Raw genomic sequence first — 24,685 nt, forward strand, 5'->3', positions numbered from 1 at the left:
GAGAATCATGATCCACGACGTCGTCATCGTCGGCTCAGGGCCGGCCGGATACACGGCCGCCATCTACGCCGCCCGCGCCCAGCTCAAGCCGGTGGTTCTGGCCGGCTCGGTCACGGCGGGCGGCGCCCTGATGAACACCACTGAGGTGGAGAACTACCCCGGCTTCATCGAGGGCATCATGGGCCCCGAGCTCATGACTCAGATGCAGGAGCAGGCCGAGCGCTTCGGCGCAGAGGTCCGCTATGAGGACGTCACCGCCCTGGACCTGACCGGTGAGATCAAGCGCATCACGACCTCAGAGGAGGTCTATGAGGCTCGCACGGTCATCATCTCCACCGGCTCGGAGTACCGGCACCTGGGTCTGGAGGGAGAGGAGCGGCTCTCCGGCCACGGCGTGTCCTACTGCGCCACCTGCGATGGTTTCTTCTTCAAGGATCAGGACATCGTCGTCGTCGGCGGAGGGGACTCGGCCATGGAGGAGGCGACCTTCCTGACCCGCTTCGCCCGCTCGGTGACGGTGGTGCACCGCCGCGACGAGCTGCGCGCCTCCGCGGTGATGGCCCAGCGCGCCCAGGCCGACCCCAAGATCAGCTTCGCCTGGAACTCCACCGTGGTGGCCCTTCACGGCGAGGACTCCCTGGAGGGCCTGACCCTCCAGGACACGGTCACCGGCGAGCAGCGCCGGATCGAGGCCACCGGCCTGTTCGTGGCCATCGGCCAGGTGCCCCGCAGCGAGCTCGTGGCCGATGTCCTCCAGGTCGACGACGCCGGTTACATCATCGTCGATGCGCCCTCCCAGCGCACCGCCATCCCCGGCGTCTTCGCCTGCGGGGACGTCGCCGACCCGACCTACCAGCAGGCGATCACCGCCGCCGGCTCCGGCTGCCGCGCGGCCCTGGATGCCGAGCACTACCTGAGTGCACAGGCCTGAGTCCGTGCTCCGCGGGCTCATGAGAGCCCACCCCCGTCAACCCTGAGGAGAAACATCATGTCCGAGGCACTTGCCGTCACCGACGCCACCTTCGAGTCCGAGGTGCTGAAGTCCGAGCTTCCCGTCGTCGTCGATTTCTGGGCGGAGTGGTGCGGCCCCTGCCGGCAGATGGCCCCTATCGTCGACGAGGTGGCCTCCGAGTTGGGTGACCGCGTCAAGTTCGTCAAGCTCGATGTGGACGCCAACCCCGCCACCGCCCGATCCTTCGGCGTGCGCTCCATCCCGACCTTCGCCGTCGTGCGAGACGGGGAGGTCTTCCACCAGTTCGCCGGCGCCCGGCCCAAGGCCTCCTTCAAGTCCGAGGTCGAGAAGGTCCTCAACTGAGCCCTCTCAACAAGCGCCCGCCCGCCTCCTCGGTGAGCGGGCGCCGTCGTACCCGGGTGACGCCGTAGGATCGGGCCATGCGCTACATCTCCACCCGGGGCTCGATGGCCCCGGCAGACTTCACCGAGGTCCTCCTCTCAGGTCTGGCCCCCGACGGCGGCCTGGCGGTGCCCGCCGAGCTGCCGCAACTGGAGACTGAGCAGCTCGAGACCTGGAGGGGCCTGGACTACGCCGCGCTGGCGACCGAGGTGATCGGGCTGTTCGCCACGGACATTCCACGCCAGGACCTGCAGGCGCTGACCGCTGCCGCCTACGGGCCGACCCGCTTTCCCGCCCCCGTGGTTCCGGTGACCCCCATCGGCGAGGTGGCCGACGCCCTGACGCTGGTGGGACTCTCCCAGGGGCCCACCATGGCCTTCAAGGACCTGGCCATGCAGTTCCTGGGGCAGGCGATTCCCTATGTGCTGACCCGCCAGGGCAGGGTGCTCAACATCCTGGGCGCGACCTCGGGGGATACCGGGTCAGCCGCTGAGCACGCCTTCCGCGGTCAGGAGGGGGTCAGCGTGGTCATGCTCTCCCCGGCCGGGCGCATGAGCGATGTCCAGCGGGCCCAGATGTACTCCCTGCAGGACGCGAATATCCACAACATCGCGGTGCGCGGCGTCTTCGACGACTGCCAGAGCCTGGTCAAGGAGCTGAGCAATGACGCGGCCTTCAAGGCCGCCCACAGCCTGGGAGCCGTCAACTCCATCAACATCGGTCGCATCGCCGCCCAGGCCGTCTACTACGTGTGGTCCTGGCTGCGCACCAGCGACCACCTGCCCCATCAGCGGCGATCCGGCCATTTGGTGGATGTGTGCGTGCCCTCGGGGAACTTCGGCAATATCTATGCCGGTTTCCTGGCCCGCTCCATGGGGGTGCCGATCCGCCGGCTCATCCTGGCCACCAATGAGAACAATGTGCTGGAGGAGTTCTTCTCCACCGGCGTCTACGCCCCGCGCAGCGGTGAGGCGACCCTGGCGACCTCCAGTCCCTCCATGGACATCTCCCGCGCCTCCAATCTGGAGCGCTTCATCTGGGCTCTGCTGGGACCCCAGGAGTTCATGCGGCGCTGGGCCGAGCTGGAGGAGACCGGCCGCATGGACCTGTCGGGGGAGGTGGCGCGCATGCGGAAGGCCGGGTTCGTCGCCGCCTCCTCCACTCACAGTGACCGCCTGGAGGCCATCCGCGCAGTCCATGAGGCCACTGGCCTGCTCATCGACCCCCATACGGCCGACGGCGTGACCGCGGCCCGTCGCCTCATGGAGCCGGGCTTCCCGACCATGGTCCTGGAGACCGCTCAGGCGGCCAAGTTCCCCGAGACCGTGGCCGAGGCCCTGGGCACCGAGCCACCGGTCCCCCCGGAGGTGGCTGAGCTCCTGTCCCTGCCCCAGAGAGTGGAGACCATCGACAATGAGTCCGCCCCGCTGCGGGCCATCATCGAGGAGCGCGCGCTCAGACCGACTCAGCCGCACCAGGACTGAGGGGGCAGGGCCCGGCCCGTGACACGAGTCCGGAGCGGGGCAGCCGTCGTCGGTCTCCATCCCCGTGGTCATGCGCGGGCGCCTTGGGCCCGGGAGCCGGTGGGCCAGTGGCCCGCCGCAGGCCCGCACGACCCAACGCGGAACGCGTGCGCCGTGGCAGACTTGTCGCGTGCGGGAGGTTCCGCGCAGAAGGGAGTGGCAGATGAGCGATACGAATCAGGTGCATGGCAACCGCCTCGACCCGTGGCTGGACAGCTACGCCGCGAGGGCACATGGGCTGCGGGCCTCCGAGACCCGTTCACTGTTCGCCGTCGCCTCTCGGCCCGAGGTGGTCTCCTTGGCCGGCGGCATGCCCAATCTCAAGGATCTGCCCTTGGACCGCCTGGCTGAGGCCACAGCCGCGATGATCCGTGCCGATGGTGGCAGGGCCCTCCAGTACGGCAATGGTCAGGGCCTGCCCGTGCTGAGGGAGCAGATCACCGAGGTCATGGCTCTTGAGGGGATCGATGCCGATCCCGAGGACGTCGTCATCACCACCGGCTCCCAGCAAGCCGTCGACATCATCACCGAGCTCTTCATCGATGCCGGTGACGTCATCCTGGCTGAGGCTCCCACCTACGTCGGATCGCTATCTATCTTCTCCACCTATCAGGCTGATGTGCAACAGGTACCAATCGATGCCGATGGCGTCATCCCTGAGGCCCTGGAGGAGACGATCGAGAAGCTCGAGCGAGCCGGACGACACATTAAGTTCTATTATTGTTTGCCGAACTTCCATAACCCCGCTGGGGTTACGATCAGCGAGGCTCGTCGTCCTCAGATCGTTGAGATCTGCCGACGCCACCACATCCTCATCGTCGAGGACAACCCCTACGGGCTGCTCGGATTCGAGGGGCAGACCTACACGGCACTGAAGACTCTGGCCCCCGAGGACGTCGTCTATCTCGGCTCCTTCTCCAAGATCTTCGCACCGGGTTACCGCGTCGGCTGGGCGGTGGCGCCACCTGCGGTGCGCGAGAAGATGAAGCTCGCCTCTGAGGCCGCCATTCTGTGCCCGTCCTCCGTGGGCCAGTACTCCATCTCCATGTACCTGGAGCAGTTCGACTGGAAGACCCAGATCGAGGACTTCCGCACCATGTACAAGGGGCGCAGAGACGCCATGATCGCGGCGCTGGAGGAGTACCTGCCCAACTGCCGGTGGAACGTGCCCGCAGGGGGGTTCTACGTGTGGCTGAACCTCCCCGACGGAGTCGACGCCAAGGAGATGCTGCCACGCGCCGTGACCAACCTCGTCGCCTATGTCTCCGGCACAGCCTTCTACGCCGGCGGACGTGCTGGGCGCGATCACCTGCGCCTGTCCTTCTGCTACCCAGAGCCTGCTGACATCCACGAAGGCGTGCGCCGGCTCTCCGAGGTTGTTTCACGTGATCTGGAGATCCTGGAGCTCTTCGGCCCCATTCCCGACCGGCCCTCCGCGGGAATCAGTGCACCTGCGCCTGACCAGATCTGAGGAGAATCATGAACGACACTATCGCCACTGAGCCCTTGCGCATCGCCATTCTTGCCGGTGGCCTCAGCCACGAACGAGACATCTCCCTGCGCTCCGGACACAGGGTCGCCCAGGTGCTCAAGCACGCCGGGCACTCCGTCATCGTCCTGGACATCGATGCTCGCACCATCGGCGCCTTACGCGCTTTCAGCCCCGATGTGGTTTGGCCGCTCGCCCACGGTGGCCACGGCGAGGACGGCGGTCTGCAGAATGTCCTCATCGCACTGGAGCTGCCGTATGTGGGGACGCATTCTGATGGATGCCAGCGGTCCTCCTTCAAGCCGACCGCTAAGGCCACTGTCAGAGCAGGAGGGGTGCTCACTCCCGACTCAGTCACACTTCCACGTGCGTACTTCAGCCAGTTCGGCGCGCAGGAGGTGCTGGGAGTGGTGGCCGAGCATCTGAGCCTTCCGGTGGTGGTCAAGCCCAACCAGGGAGGATCGGGGCTCGGTGTCTCCTATGCCTCCACCGCAGACGAGCTGCGCTCTGCCATGGTGGCCTGCTTCTCCTATGACGATCGGGCCCTGATCGAGTCCTACGTCACCGGCACCGAGGTAGCGGTCTCCGTGGTGAACACGGGCAACGGACCGCGTGCTCTGCCGCCTGTGGAGGTCGTCTCCGAAGGACAGTACGACTTTGACGCCCGATACAACCCCGGCCGCTCTGAGTACTTTGTCCCAGCGCGTTTGGACGATGCTCTCATCCAGCGAGTCCAGGAGACCGCACTGACGGTTCACGACACTCTGGGCCTCGGGAACATCTCTCGCACTGACCTCATTCTTGACGATGAGGGCACGCCATGGTTCATCGACGTCAACGTCGTTCCTGGGATGACGGAGAACTCCCTGCTGCCGATCGCCGCCGAATCGGAGGGAGAGTTGACGAGCCTCTATGACGCACTCGTGAGGAATCCCCTCGTGCACCCTTGAGGTTTCACGTGAAACACAAGCCCCCTCGCGGCGTTGCCGCGAGGGGGCTTCTTGCTGCGGGGATGCCCGCCGGTCGCATGGACACTCACTGAGCGCGACCGCCGCCGCACTCACTCGGTTTCACGTGAAACCTCGGACGTCCACATGCTTGAGGTCGACGGCGTTTCACGTGAAACACCCGATCTCTCGTGCAGGCGACTTCCCTCGCGTTCACATGAAGCATCGTCTCTGATATCGAGCGTTGTGCCGGACTACAACTCACGTTTCACGTGAAACACACATCTCTTCGCAGCCATGCTACGAGTGCCCTCTTGCCGCGGGGATGTCCACGGATCGCATGGGCAATCTATCGCGCTCACTGGCAGCTTCCCACAGGGTTTCACGTGAAACCTCGAGTGCCCACACGCTCGACGTCGGCAGTGTTTCACGTGGAACATGATGGTCCCGTGATGCACATCGTCGACCCGATGGCCTCGGTTTCACGTGAAACACGGATACGTCAAGATCGATGCCGCAGCTGCCACTGAAGGAGATGTTTCACGTGAAACACACTCCTCCTCGCAGCGATGCCGCAAGGAGGTGTCTTGCCGTGGAGACGTCGACCGATCGCGTGGATACTTCGCCTCGCTACTCACTGCGGCACTCACTCACTCGGTTTCACGTGAAACCTCGGGCATCCGCCCGCTCGAGATCGACGGCACTGTGGGGCAGGGCCCCGGTGGCTTGGGGCATGTGCCCGCACGCGCGAGGTGACAGTGTTTCACGTGAAACATGGAATGCAGTGGCAACACGGGAAGGAGCTCCGCCAAAGGCTTGTCAGCGAGTGCCGGTCCACATGCGTCATGAGCTGTTCCGTGGGAACAGGCACCAGAGGACAACATGGGCCCGACGCTCGCAGCGTCGAGCCCATGTTTCACGTGAAACCGTGCTAGTCCTCGTCCAAGGAGGTTCCTGGTGCCAATGCGCTGATAATGCGAGCCAGGTCCTCCTGGCCGGCGAACTCGATGGTGATGCGTCCCTTCTTGGCACCACGCGTGACCTTGACGCGAGTGTCGAAAGCATCTGACAGTCGATTCGACAGCCCCGGGAGAGGAGTGCTGCGAGCCCGAAGTACCCGGGGCTGACCCTCAGCGACCTCGGGCTCATCCTGAAGCGCGACCAGTTCCTCAGTGGCCCTCACCGACAGGCCTTCTGCAACGACGCGCTGAGCAAGTCTCTCCATCAGCGCCGCATTGGCGAGACCCAGAAGTGCGCGCGCATGTCCGGCGGAGATGACTCCCGCGGCCAACCTCCGCTGAACCAGGGGAGGAAGCTTCATCAGTCGCAACGTATTGGAAATCTGCGAACGGGAGCGAGCGATGCGCTCGGACAACTCGGCGTGGGTGCAATTGAAGTCCTCAAGAAGCTGCTGATAGGCGGCCGCCTCCTCCAGCGGGTTGAGCTGCACGCGGTGAAGGTTCTCCAGCAGTGCGTCCCGGAGCAGATCGACCTCATCGGTGTCACGTACAACCGCGGGGATAGTCTCCAGCCCTGCGTCCTTCGCGGCACGCAGTCGTCGCTCGCCCATGATGAGCTCATAGTGAGTCTCGTCCTCCGGCGACCGGCGGACGACAATCGGCTGAAGCAGACCGACCTCGCGGATGGAGGCCGCCAGCTCGGCGATGTCATCCTCATCGAATACCTGCCGCGGCTGCCGACGATTCGGCTGGATGACATCAACAGGAAGGCTGGCGAAGGTCGCTCCCGGAACGGGAACAAGTCCTTCGTCCTCGGTCTCGGCCTCGGTTTCACGTGAAACATCGTCCACACTCTCAACCGAGGATGACGCACTGACCTGCTTCTGGTCGGTCGGAATCTCAGATACCGACTCGATGGGCGCCTCCGAGCCTGCATCCTCGGCGGGCAGAGCCTCAGCTCTAGTGGCCTCGGCATCCTCAGCGCGTGCGCGGGCGCGACTCGTTGTGGACCGAGGCTTCTCGGAGGAGTTCCTCTTACTCCGTGTTTCACGTGAAACCGAGGCCTTCGACGCGGTCTTGGTCGCACGAGCAGGTTCCTCGGTCTTGGCGGCGCGACGGGGCCTCGTGGTCTTCTCACGCTTGCGCGGTGCCATGAGGGAAGCAGTGAGATCACGTCCCCGACGCTCGCTCTGCTCCTCCGATGCCTCTCCCTCCTGAGAGGCATCCTCCTCAGCACGACTCTCAGGGAAGAACACATCGGAAGGACGTCGAGTAGGGGTTGACGTCTCCTTCTGGGAATCGGGGATCAGCGCCTCCAGGCCTCGACCCAGGCCGCGCCGCTTTTGAGCCATTAGGCATCCTCGCCTTCAGTCATGGAGGCGCCCCGAAGAGCGACCTCGTGAGCCATCTTCTTGTATGCCACTGCGCCCGAGGAGCGCGGGTCCCAATACACCACTGGGGCGCCGAAGGAGGGGGCCTCCGCCACCCTGATGGATCGTGGGACCTTGGTGTCCAACGTGGCGTGCGGGAAGTAGTCGCGCACCTCCGACTCGACCTCGCGGGCCAAAGTGGTGCGACCATCGAACATCGTCAACACGATCATCGACACTGCCAATTCGGGGTTGTGGATCCGCGCGATGCGATCGATCGAACGGGTCAGGAGAGCCAGCCCCTCCAGTGCGTAGTACTCAGCCTGCATGGGGATAAGAACCTCGGCAGCAGCAACGAAGGCATTGATCGTCATAATGCCCAGGCTGGGAGGGCAGTCGATGATGATGTAGTCCAGTCGCTCCATGCCCTCAGTCTCGCGATAGGCGAGATAGTCGTTGAGGGCGTAGCGGAGCCGAGACTCGCGCTGCGGAGTCTCGATCAGCTCGATCTCCACCGCCGCCACGTCGATCGTGGCCGGGACGCACAGCAGAGTGCTACTGAATCTGGTGGGGGTGACGACGTCCTTGATGGCAAGATCGTCAACCAGCACATCGTAGATCGAGGCGCAGTCCTCACCATGCTCCACCCCTAGTGCAGTCGACGCATTTCCCTGGGAGTCGGCGTCGATGAGCAGCACGTTCAAACCGCCCTCGGCCAGGGCCGCGGCCAGATTGACGGCGGTGGAGGTTTTACCGACACCACCCTTCTGGTTGGCGACGGCGACAATGCGCGTGCGCCCGGGACGTGGATGACCCTCCTCCGCCACCGCATCAAGAGCGATGTGATCGGCTTGGAGCTGATCGAAAATAGACGATCCAGACAACGCTGCTCCTCCTGAAACGACTACCCGACTGCTGAAGCCAGTTTGACACTCAGCAGTCTACGCGAGCCCAGCGACCTCTACCTGGTGGCTCCGATGCGCGCCTCATGCCTTCTTCGGCCGGCGAACCTCAACCACTCGGGTGACATCATCATCTGATGTGACAACCTCATGAATAACGGCTTTTGATAACTTAGCCTTTTTAATCACGTACACGGCGTCCTCAACCTCCGCCTCAGCCTTGGCACCCTTGAGTGCCAGCAGAGCGCCCCCGGGCCGCAACAGCCCCGAGGTCAAACGCACCAGCTTGGACAGGTTGGCCACCGCCCGGGCGGTCACCGCGTCATAGCGATCCTTGATCTCCTCGGCACGAGCCCGACGGATGGACACATTGTCCAGATCGAGCTCGGCGACGACGTCGCTCAGCCACTGCGCGCGGCGCTCCATCGTCTCAATGAGGGTGATGTCGAGATCCGGCCGCAGCAGTGCGACCACGACTCCTGGAAAGCCGGCCCCGGATCCCACATCGGCCACGCTCCCCCGAGAGGGGAGGAAGGGAACCACCGCCGCGGAGTTGACGATATGCCGACTCCACAGGCGAGGCAGCTCGCGCGGCCCCACCAGTCCGCGCAGCTCGCCCTCCCGGGCGAGCATGTCTGCGAAGTGCTCGGCGCCGGCGAAGGCAAGTCCGAAGAGCTCGCGCATCTCCTCGGTGGGCTCCTCCACCTGGATCTCGGTCATGCTCAGTCCTGCTCGGCCTCATCATCCACTGCTGCGGACTCCTCATCCTGAGCTGGCAGCACCACCACGTAGCGGTGCGGCTCACCGCCCTCGGACTCCGAGTAGAGGCCGGCAGCCGCGACGACGTCGTGGCACACCTTGCGCTCGAAGGGGTTCATCGGCGTCAGTGACACCGCCTCGCCGGTGGCAAGCACCTTGGTGACCGCCTCCTGAGCCACCTCGGTCAACTCGATGCGCCGGGCGGCGCGGTAGCCATTGATGTCGAGCATGAGGCGGGAGCGGTTGCCCGTACGGGCCTGAACCGCCAGGCGCGTCAGCTCCTGAACGGCCTCCAGGACCTCGCCGTCGGCGCCGACCAGATCGGCGAGCTCGCGCTCATCGCCCTCCTCCGAGGCCAGGATGGCGATGGAGGCCCGGCCGTGATCGACGTCGATATCGATATCGCCGCCCAGGTCGGCGATGTCCAGGAGCTCCTCGAGGTAGTCGGCGCCGATCTCACCCTCCTCCTCCAGGCGCGAGACACTGCTGTCGGAACCGGTGTTCTCAGTCATGTGCTGATCCGTATCTACTCGCGGGTTGTCAAACTAAGAGTGGGGACTGCTCAGCGCTGCTTGCGCTTCTTGGCCTGCTTCTTGCGCTTGGCAGCGGCCTGCTGGCGGGCGCGGGCCCGCCTCTCGTAACGGCGGCGCGCGATCTCCTCATCGGTGAGCCCATGCGCCGAGGAGGCTTCACCGCCCTCATCGACCTCGTCGGGATCGGGGGTCTGATCCACGGACTCCCCACCGCGCGCCTCGCCGGCCACCTGGGAGCCGTGCTTCTTCTGCCGATTCTTGCGCACCGGCTGGACGCGCTGGCCGCCGGTGCGCCCCTCGGCCTCGGCCTTGGCCGCGGCGGCGGCCCGCTCCTCCTCCTCAAGGGAGGGCAGGCCCTTGCGCGCCCGCTTGGCGTTGATGCGGGCGCGGTACTTCTTCTCCGCATCAGATCCGGGGGCCGGCATGTTGCGAATGGTGAAGTACTGCTGCCCCAGGGTCCACGCATTGGAGGTCAGCCAGTAGACGAGCACGCCGATCTGGAAGTAGACGCCGGAGAAGGCGAAGACGATGGGCATGACCGTGATCATCATGCGCTGGGAGCGCATCATGGGGTTGTCGGAGTTCTTGACGGACTCCGGCATGTTCTTCATGCTCAGCTGGGCCATGGTGTACCACTGCGTCGCCGACATGATGATGATCATGATCACCGTCACGATCTTGACCTGGAGATCGGAGCTTCCCAGGAAGGAGTCGGACAGGTGGGCGCCCAGGAACGTGGAGGCCTGGACATCAGCGGCGAGTTTCGCGGTCAGCGGGCCGATCGAGTCACCGCCCGGGTAGGTCCCGTTGGCCACGTTGGGTAGGCTGGACAGCACCCGGAGGAGCGCGAAAAATACCGGCATCTGCACGAGGATCGGCAGGCAGGAGGACAGAGGGTTGGTCCCGTGCTTGCGGTAGAGCGCCATCATCTCCTCCTGCTGGCGCCGCTGCGACTCGGGATCCTTCTTGCCCTTGTACTTGGCCTGCAGGGCCTGGAACTCGGGCTGCATGAGCTGCATGCCGCGCGAGGCCCGGATCTGGCGGACGACCAGGGGGATGATGAGGATGCGCACCACGATCGTCAGCCCGATGATCGACAGCACCCAGGCCACGCCGGGTCCATCGGGCATGCCCAGGAAGACCAGTGCCTTGTGGATGTAGACCATGACCCAGGCGACAGCCACCTTGAGGGGCCACAGCATGCTGTCCATCTGTACTCCTTGTGAGAGATCGTGCGGGCCCCAGCCACCGCTGAGGCTCCGGCCCGGCATCACTCGTGCATGAACCGGGGAACGTCGTGGGGATAGTGATAGCGCCACCTGCCCTCATCGGGCACGTGGTCGACGCCGCCGGGCGTCAGGGGATTGCAGCGCAGGATGCGCCAGACGGACAGGATCATGCCCTTGACCACGCCGTGCCGCTCCACGGCCTGGACGGCGTAGGCGGAGCAGCTCGGGTAGTAGCGGCAGCTCGGGGGTAATGCCGGGGAGATCCAGTGCTGGTAGAGCCGCACCGGGGCCAGCACCACGCGTGCCGCCAGCCGCCCCGCCCTCGTCCTGGTCATCTGCGCCGTCCTTGAGCTGCCAGGCGCCGGCAGCGGTCCAGGAGCCGATCGATGTCCCGGGCCAGATCGGCGCTCGATGCGCCGTCGGCCCCGGCCAGACCGCGGATGACCAGGCGTGAGCCGGGCTGGAGGCCATCCAGGCGCTCGGCCATGATGGCCCGCACCCGCCGCTTGATCCGGTTGCGGTGCGTGGCCAGAGGGACCTGCTTCTTGGGGACGACGACGCCGACGAGGGCCGGGGCATGATCCCCGGACTCGCCGGCGCGGTAGTGAAGGACCAGCCTGCGGCTGCCGCTGCGGGCACCAGTGCGCACTGCGGAGGAGAAGTCATCACCCCGCAGTAATCGGTGCGCCGCGTCGAGCACCTCAGGCGGCGAGACGCGCGCGGCCCTTGCGGCGGCGCGAGGCCAGAACAGCCCGGCCGGCGCGAGTGGACATGCGCTTGCGGAAGCCGTGCACCTTGGCACGACGACGGTTGTTGGGCTGGTAGGTCCGCTTGCTCACGGCTGTACTCCTGCTTGAGGTGATCGGAACAGCGCATCGCGAGGGTCGCGGCGCTGTCGCTCGTGCGGATGCCCCATGGACCGAGGCCTGAGTCCGCGCGAACGTCCGCACCACAATACGTTTCGCCCTCCCGCAGGGTCAAACGGATGTGACGGACGCCGGATGAGGCGCCAACCACGTTCAGCCTTCATCCAGGCCAGTTCGGGGTGACAACCAGGATATATCCACTACTGTGGACGCTGGCCGGTCCACACCCCTGTGAATCTGTGGAGCGCTCCGCCATGGCGTCATCGTCAGCACGTGTCATTCATAGTGCGAGACCGGCTGTCATCGCCGACTGTGGACAACGCTCCCGAGTGACCCACAGGTGTGGACAACTCTGTGGAGAGACCCCATGATGGATGGCCTGGCCGCCACCGCCCGGCGGCCCTGTCCACATGCTTCACCCACCCCCAGGAGGACGTCGTGCCCGACACCGCCAACACCCGGTGGCTCTCAGCCCTGGAGGTCCTCTCGGCCTCCGGAGAGCTGGGCCAGGGCAAGATGTCCATGATCAGGATGACTCATGTCATCGATGTGGACGGCACCCTGGTCCTCGTCGTCGGCTCCGCCTTCGCCAAGGACATCGTGGAGCAGTCGATGGCCCCGATCCGCTCGGCGGTCTCGCAGGTCTGGGGCACCCCCATGCCCATCGAGGTCACCATCGACACCTCCTCCGAGGCCTCCATGCGCCCGGCGGTCCAGCCTCGGCCCGCAGAGCCCTCGCCCTATGTGAGCCTGCCGGCGCCCGCCCTGGGCACCGCTCCCGACGCCCCGCCGGTGCCCATGTCCCCTCCTATGATCGGCCAGCCCGCATCGCCCATGGCGGCTCCGATCGCCATTCCCACAGGTCCCGCGGTGGGAAGCCCTCCGGCAGCCGGCATGCTCTACGGGCCGGGAAGCCCCGGCCAACCGGGCCAACCCGGTCAGGCGCCCTACTACGTGGCCGCGGCATCCGCTGAGCCTCCCGGGCCCTCCGGGCACCTCGGGCACTCGGCCTCGGGCGGGCGCCCCGCCGCCCCGGGATCCAGCGCTGTCGAGCCGGGCCCCCATCTCCCCTCCCCGGGACTGCTGAGCCCCACCGCGGTCGACGACGCCTCCCAGCTCAACCCGCGCTACACCTTCGACTCCTACGTCACCGGCTCGTCCAACCGCTTCGCCCACGCCACAGCACTGGCGGTGGCCGAGGCTCCGGCCCGCGCCTACAACCCCCTGTTCATCTACGGGGGCTCGGGCCTGGGCAAGACCCACCTGCTGCATGCCATCGGCCACTACGCCCGCACCCTCAACCCCGGGATCCGGGTCAAGTACGTCAACTCCGAGGTCTTCGTCTCCGACTTCATCGCCTGCGTGCGCGACGGCAACCAGGATGACGGTCGCATGGAGGGCTTCAAGCGCCGCTACCGGGAGGTCGACATTCTCCTGGTGGATGACATCCAGTTCCTCCAGGGCAAGGAGTCGACCCTCGAGGAGTTCTTCCACACCTTCAACTCCCTGCACTCCTCGGGCAAGCAGGTGGTCCTGACCTCCGACCAGCCGCCCAAGGCCCTGGGCGGGCTCGACGAGCGCCTGCGCTCGCGCTTCGAGTGGGGGCTTCTGGCCGATGTCCAGCCCCCGGACCTGGAGACCCGCATCGCCATACTCTCGCGCAAGGGCAGCGCCGAGGACCTGGATCTGCCCTTCGACGTCCTGGAGTACATCGCCTCGCGGGTGACCACCAACATCCGCGAGCTGGAGGGCGCGCTCATCCGGGTCACGGCCTTCGCCTCGCTCAACAAGCAGCCCGTGGACCAGACCCTGGCCGAGATGGTCCTCAAGGACATCATCTCCGACCCTGAGGGCCAGGAGATCACCACCTCCCTCATCATGGCCCAGACCGCCGACTACTTCGACATCACCATCGATGACCTGTGCTCGGCCAACCGCTCGCGCACCATGGTCTCGGCCCGGCACATCGCCATGTACCTGTGCCGGGAGCTGACCGACCTGTCCCTGCCCAAGATCGGTCGGGAGTTCGGAGGCCGCGACCACACCACGGTGATGAGCGCGGACAAGAAGATCCGCACCCTCATGGCCGAGCGCCGCTCCACCTTCAACCAGGTCACCGAGCTGACCAGCCGCATCAAGCAGGCGGCGCAGTCGCCCCAGGCCTGACCCGACCGGCCCAGCCGGCCCTGGCCGTCCGCGCGGATCGACCGGCTGTGGAGGTCACTGGGGAGCCTGCGTGGACAGATCCGGGCATGGCTGTGGGAGACAACGAGGCCGCTGTGGAAGCACAGAGTTGTCATTCGATGTCCTCCACCGAAGACCCGATGAGCCAACCGAACCACTCATATGTGATTCCACATGCGGATCGGCTCCACGGCGGCCAAAACCGGGGTTCTCCCCAGGATCCACACGTGCTACTACCTCTACTAACGAAAGACATGCGATTCGATCCGCGCCGCCAACGTGGGGCCCGGCCGCTCAGGCTCGCCGTCAGATTCTTCAAGTTCCACGCGTCGGCTGCCGAGAACGTCTAGACTCCCGCTGACGTGTGCGCGCTCGGGCGAGCGCGCCCGCCCGGACCATCCACCTGCAACGGAGGCACCTATCGTGAAGCTCAGGGTCGATCGCGACATCCTTGCCGAGGCAGTGACCTGGACAGCGCGCTCCGTGCCCGCCCGCCCACCGGTGCCGGTCCTGGCCGGGGTGCGCGTGGAGGCCACCGGCTCCAGCCTCATCCTGTCGTCCTTCGACTATGAGGTCTCAGCCCACTGCGAGGTGGCCGCTGATGTGGAGGATGAGGGCATCGTCCTGGTCTCGGGCCGTCTGCTGGCTGACATCGCCAAGGCGCTTCCCAACAAGCCCGTCGATCTTGAGCTCGAGGGCACCAAGGTGGCGGTGACCTGCGGAGCGGCGCACTTCTCCCTGGCCGCGATGGCCGCCGACGACTACCCCGCCCTGCCGGCCATGCCCGCCGTCGCCGGCACCATCGACGCCCATGACCTGGCGCGCGCCGTGGCCCAGGTCTCCATCGCCGCCTCCCGCGACGAGACGCTGCCCCTGCTGACCAGCGTGCAGATGGAGGTCGAGGGATCCTCCCTGGTGCTCATGGCCACCGACCGCTACCGCCTGGCCATGAGGCAGATGACCTGGTCGCCCGACTCCCCGGAGCTGTCCACCACGGCCCTGCTCAAGGCCCGGACCCTGTCCGACGTCGCCAAGTCCCTGACCTCCTCGGGGGATGTCACCATCGCCCTGAGCGACTCCAGCACCGGCTCGGCGGGCCTCATCGGCTTCGAGGCCGGCGGGAGGCGCACCACCTCCCTGCTGACCGACGGCGACTACCCGCCGGTGCGCCGCCTCTTCCCCGAGAACACGACCATCCACGCCACCGTGGGACGCGAGGAGCTCATCGCGGCGGTCCGACGCGTCAGCCTCGTGGCCGACCGCGCCACCCCCATCCACATGAGCTTCACCCAGGGCAGCCTGGCCCTGGACGCGGGCCAGGGCGACGACGCGCAGGCCTCCGAGCAGCTCGTCGCCCACCTCGATGGTGAGGACATCACCACCGCCTTCAACCCCACCTACCTGCTCGACGGCCTGGGCGCCCTGACCCAGCCCTACGTCACCTTCGACTTCACCCACGCCTCCAAGCCGGCCGTGCTGACCGGAGTGGATGCCATCGGCGGCACCGAGGACGAGAGCTTCCGCTACCTCATCATGCCGATCCGATTCGGGGCCTGATCCCCGCCGGTGTTCGTCTCCGACCTGTCCCTGGACGACTTCCGCTCCTATGAGCGGCTGGTGCTGTCCCTGGAGCCCGGGCCCACGGCCTTCGTGGGCGCCAACGGCCAGGGCAAGACGAACCTGGTCGAGGCCATCGGCTACCTCGCCTCGCTGTCCTCCCACCGAGCAGGGGCGGATACCGCCCTGGTGCGCCGGGCCGCGCCCGGCATGGAGCAGCCGGCCGGATCGGTGCTCAGGGCCAAGGCCGTCCACGGCCAGCGGCCCAGTGTTCTGGAGATCGAGATCATCGCCGGCAAGGCCAATCGGGCGCGCCTGAATCGGGGAAGCTGCCGGCCCCGGGATCTTCTGGGCGTCCTGCGCGCTGTCATCTTCGCCCCCGAGGACCTGGCCCTGGTGCGCGGTGAGCCGGGGCTGCGCCGTCGGCTCCTGGATGATCTGGTCGTCACCCTGCGCCCCAGCCTGGCCGGGGTGCGCGCCGAGCACGACAAGATCCTGGCCCAGCGGGCCAGCCTGCTGAAATCCGCTCGGGCGGCCAGGAGCTCGACCGCCTCCATGCTCGCGACCCTTGAGGTCTGGGATGCCCAGCTGGCGGCGGCGGCCGCTCGGCTCATCGCCGCGCGCATCGAGGTCATCACGCGCCTGCGCCCCTGGGTGGAGGCCGCCTACCATGCGGTGGCCGACGGCCGGGGCCAGGCGCGCATGGCCTACCGCTCCAGCCTGCTCATCACCGAGGGGGCCGCCGAGCCCGATCCCCGCGATGAGGGCGCCTGGTTGGCCGGCGAGGCCGACTTGGGCGAGGCCGCCACCACGGCCGCGCGCCTGGAGGCCGCCATGGCGGGGCTCCACTCCCGCGAGATCGACCGGGGCGCCAACCTGGTGGGCGCCCACCGCGATGACCTCGATCTCTTCATCGGTGATCTGCCTGCCCGCGGCTACGCCTCCCACGGGGAGCAGTGGTCGCTGGCCCTGGCTCTGCGGCTGGGCTCCTACGAGATGCTGCGCCATGACGTGGAGGCCTACGGAGGCGACGGCGAGCCCGTTCTCATCCTCGACGACGTCTTCGCCTCCCTGGATGAGCGGCGTCGTCAGGCACTGGTGACCATGGTGGCCGGGGCTCAGCAGGTCCTGCTGACGGCCGCCGTCGACGAGGACATCCCCGGTGAGCTGACCGGGGCGCGATTCCGGGTGGAGGACGGGGAGGTGAGCCGTGTCTGAGGAGCCCTCCCTGCCCACCCGCGCCCAGGCCGATGCCCTAGCGGGCCGGGCCCTGGCCCGCGCCCAGCGCAGCGCCTGGGAGGCGGGCACCGGGCGGTCACCGGCCCGCCCGAGCGCCGAGGGCCAGGGGCTGGCCCCCTGGGACCAGCGCCGCCAGAGGGCCCGGGCCCTGGGCGAGGATGATCCCGAGGACCGTGGCCCCGGCCTGCCCCCGGGCCGCGATCGACCCGGGCCCACGCGCTTCGATCCGCGCACCGGCTCGCGCGAGCTGGCCCGCATGGTGGACAAGCGCGGATGGGGCGGCAAGCTGGCCATGGCCGCCGTCGTGGCCGGATGGGAGGAGATCGTGGGGCGGCAGGTCGCCGAGCACTGCGCCATCGAGTCCTTCGAGGCCGGGCGCATCACCCTGCGGGCCTCCTCCTCCAGCTGGGCCCAGCAGCTGCGCCTCATGCAGCCGGTTATCGAGGCCCGCGTGGCCCAGGCGCTGCGCTCAGCCCCCGGAGCCCCGGCCGGCAGGGGGCCCGCTCCCATCGAACTGCGGATCCTGGGCCCGGCGGGCCCCACCTGGAAGCGCCGCGGTGTGGGGCTTCGCGGAGCGCGAGGACCCCGGGACACCTATGGATGAGAACGGATGAGATCGGGCCAGAGGATCTTCTGGATGGTTCCTGGGCAATATCAGGGCGATTGGTCGGTGATGCGGCCGTGACTGAGGTGATGACGGGCACTCTCCAGCAGCGCCCGTGAACATCAGGTTCATGCCCCTGTGCGCTAGAATGCGTTGGAACCGCCCATGGTGCGCACAGGACCGCCCTGAGGTACCCACCTACGCGCATGCGGGATCCCAGCCGGGATCGGCGCGTGAAGGGCTCGGACGGAGACATCGGACCACCAGGGTCCTTCCGTGCGCGCAACGATGAGGAGCAACTGACACGTGTCTGAGCAGGACGCCGCTGTGGCCACTGAGCCTGAAGCGACCAAGGAGCCGACCACGCAGGCCCGCGACTACGGGGCCTCGGACATCACCGTCCTGGAGGGGCTCGAGGCCGTGCGCAAGCGGCCCGGCATGTACATCGGGTCCACCGGGGAGCGCGGACTGCACCACCTGGTCTACGAGGTCGTCGACAACTCCGTCGATGAGGCCCTGGCCGGTCACTGCGACCACATCCAGGTCACCCTCCAGGACGACGGCGCCGTGCGCGTGGAGGACAACGGCCGCGGCATCCCCGTCGATGAGCACCCCACGGAGCGCAAGCCCACCGTCGAGGTGGTCATGACCATCCTGCACGCCGGTGGGAAGTTCGGCGGCGGAGGCTACGCCGTCTCCGGCGGACTGCACGGCGTGGGCATCTCCGTGGTCAACGCCCTGTCCACGCGCGTGGACACCGAGATCCGCCGCCAGGGTCACGTGTGGCGCATGTCCTTCGCCGACGGCGGCAAGCCGATCACCGAGCTGGTCAAGGGCGAGGCCACCCAGGCCACCGGCACCACCCAGACCTTCTACCCCGACCCCTCCATCTTCGAGACCGTGGTCTTCGACTACGAGACCCTGCGCCGCCGCTTCCAGCAGATGGCCTTCCTCAACAAGGGCCTGCGCATCACCCTGACCGATGAGCGCGCCGGGGTCCAGGACGCCGGGGATGAGATCACCGGGGATGAGGGCGGCCCGGCCGACGACCCGGTGGTGGGCCACCGCTCGGTGACCTACTGCTACAACCATGGGCTGCGCGACTACGTGGAGTTCCTCAACAAGTCCAAGAAGAGCGAGCTCATCCACGCCGAGATCATCGACTTCGAGGCCGAGCAGGCGCTGGATGAGACCCATGGCATCAGCCTGGAGATCGCCATGCAGTGGACCAGCGCCTACTCCGAGTCCGTGCACACCTACGCCAACACCATCAACACCACCGAGGGCGGAACCCATGAGGAGGGCTTCCGCACGGCCCTGACCACGCTGGTCAACAAGTACGCCCGCGACAAGGGCCTGCTCAAGGACAAGGACGACAACCTCACCGGTGACGACATCCGCGAGGGCCTGACCGCCGTCATCTCCGTCAAGCTCTCCGAGCCGCAGTTCGAGGGCCAGACCAAGACCAAGCTCGGCAACACCGAGGCCCGCACCTTCGTCCAGCAGACCGTCTACGCCCAGCTCGGCGACTGGCTGGACTCCCACCCCGCCGACGCCAAGGCCGTCATCAACAAGGCCACCCAGGCCGCCGCCGCCCGCCTGGCCGCCCGCAAGGCCCGCGAGGCCACGCGGCGCAAGGGCGTCCTGGAGTCGGCCTCCATGCCCGGCAAGCTGCGCGACTGCTCCTCGCGCGTGGCCGAGGACTGCGAGATCTTCATCGTCGAGGGGGACTCCGCCGGCGGCTCCGCCGTGGGCGGGCGGGACCCCGAGCACCAGGCGATCATGCCCATCCGCGGCAAGATCCTCAATGTGGAGAAGGCGCGGCTGGACCGGGCCCTGTCCTCGGACACGATCCGCTCCCTCATCACGGCCTTCGGCACCGGGATCGGCGAGGACTTCGACCTGACCAAGCTGCGCTACGGCAAGATCGTCATCATGGCCGACGCCGATGTCGACGGCCAGCACATCGCCACCCTGCTGCTCACCCTCCTGTTCCGCTACATGCGGCCCCTCATCGAGCACGGGCACACCTACATCGCCATGCCGCCCCTGTACCGCCTGAAGTGGTCGAATGCCGAGCACGAGTTCGCCTACTCCGATGCCGAGCGGGACAAGCTCCTCAAGGCCGGCGCTCAGGCCGGCCGCCGCCTGCCCAAGGAGGGCGGCATCCAGCGCTACAAGGGCCTGGGAGAGATGAACGACCACGAGCTGTGGGAGACCACGATGGACCCCTCCACGCGCATCCTCAAGCAGGTCACCCTCGACGAGGCGGCCGACGCCGACGAGACCTTCGCCATCCTCATGGGCGACGACGTCGAGCAGCGGCGCTCCTTCATCCAGCGCAACGCCTCCGACGTGCGCTTCCTGGATATCTGAGCCACCGCCACCCCACCCCGGGCACCGCCCCCGCAGCTGATAAAGGACCACCGTGAGCGACGAGACCACCATTCCCACCGACGTCCGGGAGCACGACCGGGTCCAGCCGGTCGACATCCAGATGGAGATGCAGCGCTCCTACCTGGACTACGCCATGAGCGTCATCGTGGGGCGCGCCCTGCCGGACGTGCGCGACGGCCTCAAGCCCGTCCACCGCCGCGTCCTGTACGCCATGTACGACGGCGGCTACCGGCCCAATGCCTCCTTCTCCAAGTCCTCCCGCGTCGTCGGCGAGGTCATGGGCAACTACCACCCCCATGGCGACGGGGCCATCTACGACGCCCTGGCCCGCCTGGTCCAGTGGTGGTCCCTGCGCTACCCGCTGGTGGCCGGGCAGGGGAACTTCGGGACCCCCGGCAACCTGGGGCCCGCCGCCGCCCGCTACACCGAGTGCAAGATGGCCCCCCTGGCCATGGAGATGGTCCGGGACATCGACGAGGACAGCGTCGATTTCCAGGACAACTACGACGGGAAGAACCAGGAGCCGGTCATCCTGCCGGCCCGCTTCCCCAACCTCCTGGTCAACGGCTCCGAGGGCATCGCGGTGGGCATGGCCACCCGCATCCCCCCGCACAATCTGCGCGAGGTGGCCGACGGCGTCCAGTGGTACCTGGAGCACCCCGACGCCTCCCGCGAGGAGCTGCTCGAGGCCCTCATCGCCCGCATCCCCGGGCCCGACTTCCCCACCGGCGCCACCATCCTGGGCCGGCGCGGCATCGAGGAGGCCTACCGCACCGGGCGGGGCTCCATCACCCAGCGGGCCGTGGTCAACGTCGAGGAGATCCAGGGGCGCCAGTGCCTGGTGGTCACCGAGTTGCCCTACCAGGTCAACCCCGACAACCTGGCGGACAAGATCGCCCAGCTCGTGCGCGACGGGCAGGTCACCGGCATCGCCGATATCCGCGATGAGACGTCTGGCCGCACCGGCCAGAGGCTGGTCATCGTGCTCAAGCGCGACGCCGTGGCCAAGGTGGTGCTCAACAACCTCTACAAGCGCACTCCCCTCCAGGACAACTTCCCCGCCAATATGCTGGCGCTGGTCGACGGGGTCCCGCGCACGCTGAGCCTGGACGGATTCGTCCGCCACTGGGTGTCCCACCAGATCGACGTCATCGTGCGCCGCTCCCGCTTCCGCCTGCGCAAGGCCGAGGAGCGCCTTCACATCCTCGAGGGCCTGCTCAAGGCCATCGACGCCCTGGATGCGGTGATCGCCCTCATCCGCCGCTCGCCCACCACCGAGGAGGCCCGCACGGGCCTCATGGGCCTGCTCGATGTCGATGAGGCCCAGGCCGAGGCGATCCTCTCCCTCCAGCTGCGGCGACTGGCCGCCCTGGAGAGGTTGAAGATTCAGCAGGAGTCTGAGGAGCTGCGCGAGCGCGTGGCCGACCTGCGCGACATCATCGCCTCCCCGGAGCGCCAGCGCGGCATCGTGTCCACCGAGCTGGGCGAGATCGTTGAGAAGTACGGGGATGAGCGCCGCACCCGGATCGTGCCCTTCGACGGCGAGATGAGCATGGAGGACCTCATCCCCGAGGAGGACGTGGTGGTGACCATCACCCGCTCGGGGTACGCCAAGCGCACCCGCACCGACTCCTACCGCTCCCAGCACCGCGGGGGCAAGGGGATTCGGGGCGCCACGCTGCGCCAGGACGACGTCGTCGACCATTTCTTCGTCACCACCACCCACCGCTGGCTGCTGTTCTTCACCAATCTGGGCCGCGTCTACCGGGCCAAGGGCTATGAGCTGCCCGAGGGCGGCCGCGACTCCAAGGGCCAGCATGTGGCCAATCTGCTGGCCTTCCAGCCCGGCGAGGAGATCGCCCAGGTCATGGAGCTCCAGGACTACGACCAGGCCGACTTCCTCGTGCTGGCCACTCGCCGGGGCCTGGTGAAGAAGACCCGCCTGAGCGAGTACAACTCCAACCGCTCCGGCGGCGTCATCGCCATCAACCTGCGCCAGGACGAGCAGGGGACGAGTGACGAGCTCGTCTCAGCCAGGCTCCTGTCCCGGGGACAGGACCTCCTCCTGGTCTCCCGGCGCGGCCAGTCCCTGCGCATCCACGGCGATGACGAGACCCTGCGGCCCACGGGGCGCGCCACCAGCGGCGTGACCGGCATGCGCTTCAGGGAGGGCGACAGCCTGCTGGCGATGGATGTCATCGACCCGGCATGGGAGAACGCTGACCTCTTCGTCGTCACCGAGGGCGGCTACGCCAAGCGCACCAATGTGGCCGACTACCCCGTCAAGGGCCGCGGTGGCCTGGGGGTCAAGGTTGCCAACCTGGTGGAGTCCCGCGGCGACCTGGTGGGGGCGCTGACCGTGTCGGCCACTGACGAGGTGCTGTGCATCATGGCCTCGGGCAAGGTGGTGCGCTCGGCTGTCGCCGAGGTCTCGCGCACCGGGCGCACCACGCAGGGCGTGACCTTCGCCAAGCCCGATGAGGGTGACCGCATCATCGCCGTGGCCCGCAATGCCGAGCGCGAGCTCGTTGAGGAGGGCGACTCCGAGCCGGCGCCCAGCGCCGACAGCCCCGAGCCCGCAGCCCAGGGGGAGGCTCCCGATGCGTCCTCGAGGGCGGGAGGCGAGGAGCACTCTGACGCGGGCCGGGAGAGTGAGGTAGCGTTGGGCGACGACGAGAGTGAGGTTGAGGCATGAGCCAGCCGTTGTCCATCCCGCCAGGTGGCGGTCAGTCCCCGCAGTCGGGGTCCGCCGATTCCGTCGCGGAGGCGGTCTCCGCTGACAAGGGTAAGGGTGCCAAGAAGAGCAAGAAGACGATCGCCGGACCCCGGCGCGTTCGCCTGGCCCTGACCCGCGTGGACCCGTGGTCGGTGATGAAGGCATCCCTCCTGCTGAGCTTCGCGGCCGGGATCATGATGATCGTGGCCACGGCCTTCGTGTGGTTCATGCTCGACGCCATGCATGTCTTCTCCACCATCAAGGACCTCGTGGGCACGGTGGCCGGAGACGAGTCCAACGCCTTCAAGGCGCTGGTGGCGTATCTGGAGCTGCCGAGGGCCCTGTCCATGGCCACCATCACCGCCGTGGTCAACATGGTGCTCATGACCGCCCTGGCCACGGTGGGCGCATTCCTCTACAACATCACCGCCACGCTGGTCGGTGGGATTCATCTCACGCTGGCAGACGAGTGAGCGATTTGGCGGCCTGAGAGGGCGTGGGATACGCTCTTCCGGTCGCACGGGCCTATAGCTCAGTCGGTTAGAGCGCATCCCTGATAAGGATGAGGTCGCTGGTTCGAGTCCAGCTAGGCCCACTGTCCGCGGTGGCACGATGAGGAGGTTTCATGAGGAGCCGAGCAGTCGTGACAACCGCGGTTTTCTCATTGGCGGCCGCGGCGGCCTATGCCGCGTGGCTGCGCTTTGAGGCGGCCCGCATGCAGCGGGCGGCATGGGCCGAGGTCACCGACCCGGTGGATTGAGGCCAGCATCGGCGAATGCCCAGGGGCCATGGCGCAATTGGTAGCGCACCTGCTTTGCAAGCAGGGGGTTACGGGTTCGAGTCCCGTTGGCTCCACGTATAGTTCAGCGCACTGATCCTGCCGGCCGTGGTGGTGGGCTCCGGCATGTGTCCGCCGTGAACAGTTTTACCTGCTTCCGCTCATGTATCTTCCGCAGTGAATCCGCTCTGACCTGCGCATTTGCGATGGCGACTGATGGCGGCAGGCCTAAAAGTTGTTCGTGGTGGACAACCTGGGGGCGCTGACTGCCGCTGATCCCGGGCTTGTCGGCCAGTACCTCCGGCGAGCGGTGGACCTGGTGGCCAGTGGCGAGGTGGGGATCCACATCGGCGAGCGGGCCCCCATCCAGGACGCACCGCGCGTCATCGCCGCCCTGCGCCAGGGATCGACCATCGGCAAGACCGTACTTGTCCACGAACCGCAGACCTGATCATCACGAGGGCTGCTGACTGGCGACCGTTGTGGAGGGGATTAAACGGGGGCACGCCAGGGCTCCTTCTCAGAGCCCCAGGTCATCGTATGGTTACCTTTTCATACCGTTCGGTTAGCGAGGTTAATGTCCTCCACGACGGTCGTCATGTGGGGCGATCGTGCGGCTTGTGTCGCCGGTATTCCTCATAGGTGTTGGGGCCCGGCTGCTTCTTCAACCACTGCCACTCCTGCAGCACTTGCTCCCGTGACAGCGGCGGACTGGCTGGATCCGCTCGAAAGTCGGTGATGAAATTATTCATGCGCGCCGAGGGGATCTGCGGGAGACGACCACTGGTTTGCATGAGTTCTCGTAGTCGGTCTGCGAGGTCTTGGTAGGTGAACGTCGCGTTCTCCTCCTGCTTCCTTCGCCGCCAGTCATTCAGCCAGTACCACTGTCCGGATTTGTCGCGCAGGTCGGGGCTCTGAGCACGGACAAGCTCCAGGAGGAACGTCTTGGTTGACTTGTCTCCTACGTAGTTCCTGACAATGACCTCGGGTGCGAGGCGATCGCGAGGCTCGCCGGAGGTGCGTGGCAACACAGGCTTACTGGTCTGAACACGGCCGGTGACAAGGTACTCTCGGATGAGTTGCTCCAGTTCGATCTTGCGGCGATTGCCGATCGGAATACCGAGTGTGCGGGCGAATTCTTTCAGTTCAGTGGCGTAGTAGTAGTTGTCATCGAACTCCTGAACGCTCATGTCGGGGCGCAGCGCACTTAACGACTCAGTGCGGTGAGAACTCTTGCTCGACATCAACAGGCCACCTTCAGGTTGTTGTCCACAGTGTT

At 66.9% G+C, this 24,685-nt stretch carries 23 protein-coding genes and 2 tRNA genes; 16 read left to right on the forward strand and 9 right to left on the reverse strand.

Annotated features, from left to right (window positions below; translation table 11 throughout):
- The first annotated feature begins 7 nt into the window (after nucleotides 1-7).
- The 5 genes from trxB to EL266_RS02665 all read left to right on the forward strand — a co-directional run bounded on the left by trxB (nucleotide 8) and on the right by EL266_RS02665 (nucleotide 5,316).
- A complete protein-coding gene (gene trxB, locus EL266_RS02645) occupies nucleotides 8-931 on the forward strand; it encodes a thioredoxin-disulfide reductase (RefSeq protein ID WP_026426250.1) in 924 nt (307 codons plus the stop codon).
- Nucleotides 932-988: 57 nt separating this feature from the next.
- The gene (gene trxA / locus EL266_RS02650) at nucleotides 989-1,315 is read left to right on the forward strand and encodes a thioredoxin (protein ID WP_026426251.1); all 327 of its coding nucleotides are present in this window, start codon (nucleotides 989-991) and stop codon (nucleotides 1,313-1,315) included.
- A 77-nt stretch (nucleotides 1,316-1,392) separates the two neighbouring features.
- A complete protein-coding gene (gene thrC / locus EL266_RS02655) occupies nucleotides 1,393-2,838 on the forward strand; it encodes a threonine synthase (protein WP_026426252.1) in 1,446 nt (481 codons plus the stop codon).
- Nucleotides 2,839-3,040: 202 nt separating this feature from the next.
- A complete protein-coding gene (locus EL266_RS02660) occupies nucleotides 3,041-4,348 on the forward strand; it encodes an aminotransferase-like domain-containing protein (protein WP_026426253.1) in 1,308 nt (435 codons plus the stop codon).
- A gap of 20 nt (nucleotides 4,349-4,368) precedes the next feature.
- Nucleotides 4,369-5,316: a D-alanine--D-alanine ligase family protein gene (locus tag EL266_RS02665; protein ID WP_197719284.1), complete on the forward strand. Its 948-nt coding sequence runs from the start codon at nucleotides 4,369-4,371 to the stop codon at nucleotides 5,314-5,316.
- 928 nt (nucleotides 5,317-6,244) lie between these two features.
- Here the strand turns inward: EL266_RS02665 and EL266_RS02670 are convergent.
- The 8 genes from EL266_RS02670 to rpmH form a co-directional block, all read right to left on the reverse strand.
- Nucleotides 6,245-7,624: a ParB/RepB/Spo0J family partition protein gene (locus EL266_RS02670; protein ID WP_026426255.1), complete on the reverse strand. Its 1,380-nt coding sequence runs from the start codon at nucleotides 7,622-7,624 to the stop codon at nucleotides 6,245-6,247.
- Nucleotides 7,624-8,526, reverse strand: a complete 903-nt coding sequence (locus tag EL266_RS02675) for a ParA family protein (RefSeq protein WP_026426256.1) — start codon at nucleotides 8,524-8,526, stop codon at nucleotides 7,624-7,626. The genes EL266_RS02670 and EL266_RS02675 overlap by 1 nt, the downstream gene beginning before the upstream one ends.
- A 102-nt stretch (nucleotides 8,527-8,628) precedes the next feature.
- Entirely contained in the window at nucleotides 8,629-9,264 is a 636-nt protein-coding gene (gene rsmG / locus EL266_RS02680) for a 16S rRNA (guanine(527)-N(7))-methyltransferase RsmG (protein ID WP_026426257.1), read from the reverse strand.
- Between the two features lie 2 nt (nucleotides 9,265-9,266).
- Complete coding sequence (locus tag EL266_RS02685; RefSeq protein WP_034514614.1) at nucleotides 9,267-9,815, reverse strand: Jag family protein; 549 nt, start codon at nucleotides 9,813-9,815, stop codon at nucleotides 9,267-9,269.
- A 50-nt stretch (nucleotides 9,816-9,865) separates the two neighbouring features.
- A complete protein-coding gene (gene yidC, locus EL266_RS02690) occupies nucleotides 9,866-11,047 on the reverse strand; it encodes a membrane protein insertase YidC (protein WP_026426258.1) in 1,182 nt (393 codons plus the stop codon).
- Nucleotides 11,048-11,106: 59 nt separating this feature from the next.
- On the reverse strand, nucleotides 11,107-11,400 hold the full coding sequence (gene yidD / locus EL266_RS02695) for a membrane protein insertion efficiency factor YidD (protein ID WP_034514615.1): 294 nt from the start codon (nucleotides 11,398-11,400) through the stop codon (nucleotides 11,107-11,109).
- Nucleotides 11,397-11,765 carry a ribonuclease P protein component gene (gene rnpA, locus EL266_RS02700; RefSeq protein ID WP_084500443.1) on the reverse strand — a complete coding sequence of 123 codons (369 nt, stop codon included), beginning with the start codon at nucleotides 11,763-11,765 and terminating at the stop codon, nucleotides 11,397-11,399. Before rnpA ends, yidD begins: the two co-directional genes overlap by 4 nt.
- A gap of 1 nt (nucleotide 11,766) precedes the next feature.
- Nucleotides 11,767-11,904, reverse strand: coding sequence for a 50S ribosomal protein L34 (gene rpmH, locus EL266_RS02705; protein WP_026426261.1), 138 nt, complete (start codon nucleotides 11,902-11,904; stop codon nucleotides 11,767-11,769).
- Between the two features lie 465 nt (nucleotides 11,905-12,369).
- On the opposite strand from rpmH, the gene dnaA reads away from it, so the two are divergent.
- From dnaA to EL266_RS02755, 11 genes are all read left to right on the forward strand, one after another.
- Nucleotides 12,370-14,097 (forward strand): chromosomal replication initiator protein DnaA, encoded by a 1,728-nt coding sequence (gene dnaA / locus EL266_RS02710; RefSeq protein WP_026426262.1) that lies wholly within the window; start codon nucleotides 12,370-12,372, stop codon nucleotides 14,095-14,097.
- Between the two features lie 441 nt (nucleotides 14,098-14,538).
- Nucleotides 14,539-15,672 carry a DNA polymerase III subunit beta gene (dnaN, locus tag EL266_RS02715; protein ID WP_026426263.1) on the forward strand — a complete coding sequence of 378 codons (1,134 nt, stop codon included), beginning with the start codon at nucleotides 14,539-14,541 and terminating at the stop codon, nucleotides 15,670-15,672.
- A 9-nt stretch (nucleotides 15,673-15,681) separates the two neighbouring features.
- Nucleotides 15,682-16,890 (forward strand): DNA replication/repair protein RecF, encoded by a 1,209-nt coding sequence (gene recF, locus EL266_RS02720; protein WP_026426264.1) that lies wholly within the window; start codon nucleotides 15,682-15,684, stop codon nucleotides 16,888-16,890.
- Nucleotides 16,883-17,515, forward strand: coding sequence for a DUF721 domain-containing protein (locus EL266_RS13480; protein WP_197719264.1), 633 nt, complete (start codon nucleotides 16,883-16,885; stop codon nucleotides 17,513-17,515). Before recF ends, EL266_RS13480 begins: the two co-directional genes overlap by 8 nt.
- Before the next feature lie 327 nt (nucleotides 17,516-17,842).
- A complete protein-coding gene (gene gyrB, locus EL266_RS02730) occupies nucleotides 17,843-19,891 on the forward strand; it encodes a DNA topoisomerase (ATP-hydrolyzing) subunit B (RefSeq protein WP_026426266.1) in 2,049 nt (682 codons plus the stop codon).
- A gap of 52 nt (nucleotides 19,892-19,943) precedes the next feature.
- Nucleotides 19,944-22,607, forward strand: a complete 2,664-nt coding sequence (gyrA, locus tag EL266_RS02735; protein ID WP_034514616.1) for a DNA gyrase subunit A — start codon at nucleotides 19,944-19,946, stop codon at nucleotides 22,605-22,607.
- Nucleotides 22,604-23,101 carry a DUF3566 domain-containing protein gene (locus EL266_RS02740; RefSeq protein ID WP_026426267.1) on the forward strand — a complete coding sequence of 166 codons (498 nt, stop codon included), beginning with the start codon at nucleotides 22,604-22,606 and terminating at the stop codon, nucleotides 23,099-23,101. The genes gyrA and EL266_RS02740 overlap by 4 nt, the downstream gene beginning before the upstream one ends.
- Nucleotides 23,102-23,149: 48 nt before the next feature.
- Nucleotides 23,150-23,223, forward strand: a tRNA-Ile gene (locus tag EL266_RS02745).
- Nucleotides 23,224-23,253: 30 nt separating this feature from the next.
- Entirely contained in the window at nucleotides 23,254-23,388 is a 135-nt protein-coding gene (locus tag EL266_RS13615; RefSeq protein ID WP_211227931.1) for a DLW-39 family protein, read from the forward strand.
- Between the two features lie 22 nt (nucleotides 23,389-23,410).
- A tRNA-Ala gene (locus EL266_RS02750) sits at nucleotides 23,411-23,483 on the forward strand.
- A gap of 164 nt (nucleotides 23,484-23,647) precedes the next feature.
- Nucleotides 23,648-23,857 (forward strand): zinc-binding dehydrogenase, encoded by a 210-nt coding sequence (locus EL266_RS02755; protein ID WP_232012091.1) that lies wholly within the window; start codon nucleotides 23,648-23,650, stop codon nucleotides 23,855-23,857.
- Nucleotides 23,858-24,002: 145 nt separating this feature from the next.
- Here the strand turns inward: EL266_RS02755 and EL266_RS02760 are convergent, their stop codons facing one another.
- Nucleotides 24,003-24,650 carry an SAP domain-containing protein gene (locus EL266_RS02760; RefSeq protein WP_026426269.1) on the reverse strand — a complete coding sequence of 216 codons (648 nt, stop codon included), beginning with the start codon at nucleotides 24,648-24,650 and terminating at the stop codon, nucleotides 24,003-24,005.
- Between the last annotated feature and the right edge of the window lie 35 nt (nucleotides 24,651-24,685).

Source organism: Actinomyces slackii (assembly GCF_900637295.1).
GTDB lineage: Bacteria > Actinomycetota > Actinomycetes > Actinomycetales > Actinomycetaceae > Actinomyces > Actinomyces slackii.

Coding starts and splice junctions, on each gene's coding strand:
- trxB (WP_026426250.1), top strand. CDS start 8: ATGATCCACGACGTCGTCATCGTCGGCTCAGGGCCGGCCGGATACACG.
- EL266_RS02740 (WP_026426267.1), top strand. CDS start 22,604: ATGAGCCAGCCGTTGTCCATCCCGCCAGGTGGCGGTCAGTCCCCGCAG.
- yidC (WP_026426258.1), bottom strand. CDS start 11,047: ATGGACAGCATGCTGTGGCCCCTCAAGGTGGCTGTCGCCTGGGTCATG.
- trxA (WP_026426251.1), top strand. CDS start 989: ATGTCCGAGGCACTTGCCGTCACCGACGCCACCTTCGAGTCCGAGGTG.
- EL266_RS02685 (WP_034514614.1), bottom strand. CDS start 9,815: ATGACTGAGAACACCGGTTCCGACAGCAGTGTCTCGCGCCTGGAGGAG.
- rsmG (WP_026426257.1), bottom strand. CDS start 9,264: ATGACCGAGATCCAGGTGGAGGAGCCCACCGAGGAGATGCGCGAGCTC.
- thrC (WP_026426252.1), top strand. CDS start 1,393: ATGCGCTACATCTCCACCCGGGGCTCGATGGCCCCGGCAGACTTCACC.
- yidD (WP_034514615.1), bottom strand. CDS start 11,400: ATGACCAGGACGAGGGCGGGGCGGCTGGCGGCACGCGTGGTGCTGGCC.
- EL266_RS02670 (WP_026426255.1), bottom strand. CDS start 7,624: ATGGCTCAAAAGCGGCGCGGCCTGGGTCGAGGCCTGGAGGCGCTGATC.
- EL266_RS13615 (WP_211227931.1), top strand. CDS start 23,254: ATGAGGAGCCGAGCAGTCGTGACAACCGCGGTTTTCTCATTGGCGGCC.
- EL266_RS02760 (WP_026426269.1), bottom strand. CDS start 24,650: ATGTCGAGCAAGAGTTCTCACCGCACTGAGTCGTTAAGTGCGCTGCGC.
- EL266_RS02660 (WP_026426253.1), top strand. CDS start 3,041: ATGAGCGATACGAATCAGGTGCATGGCAACCGCCTCGACCCGTGGCTG.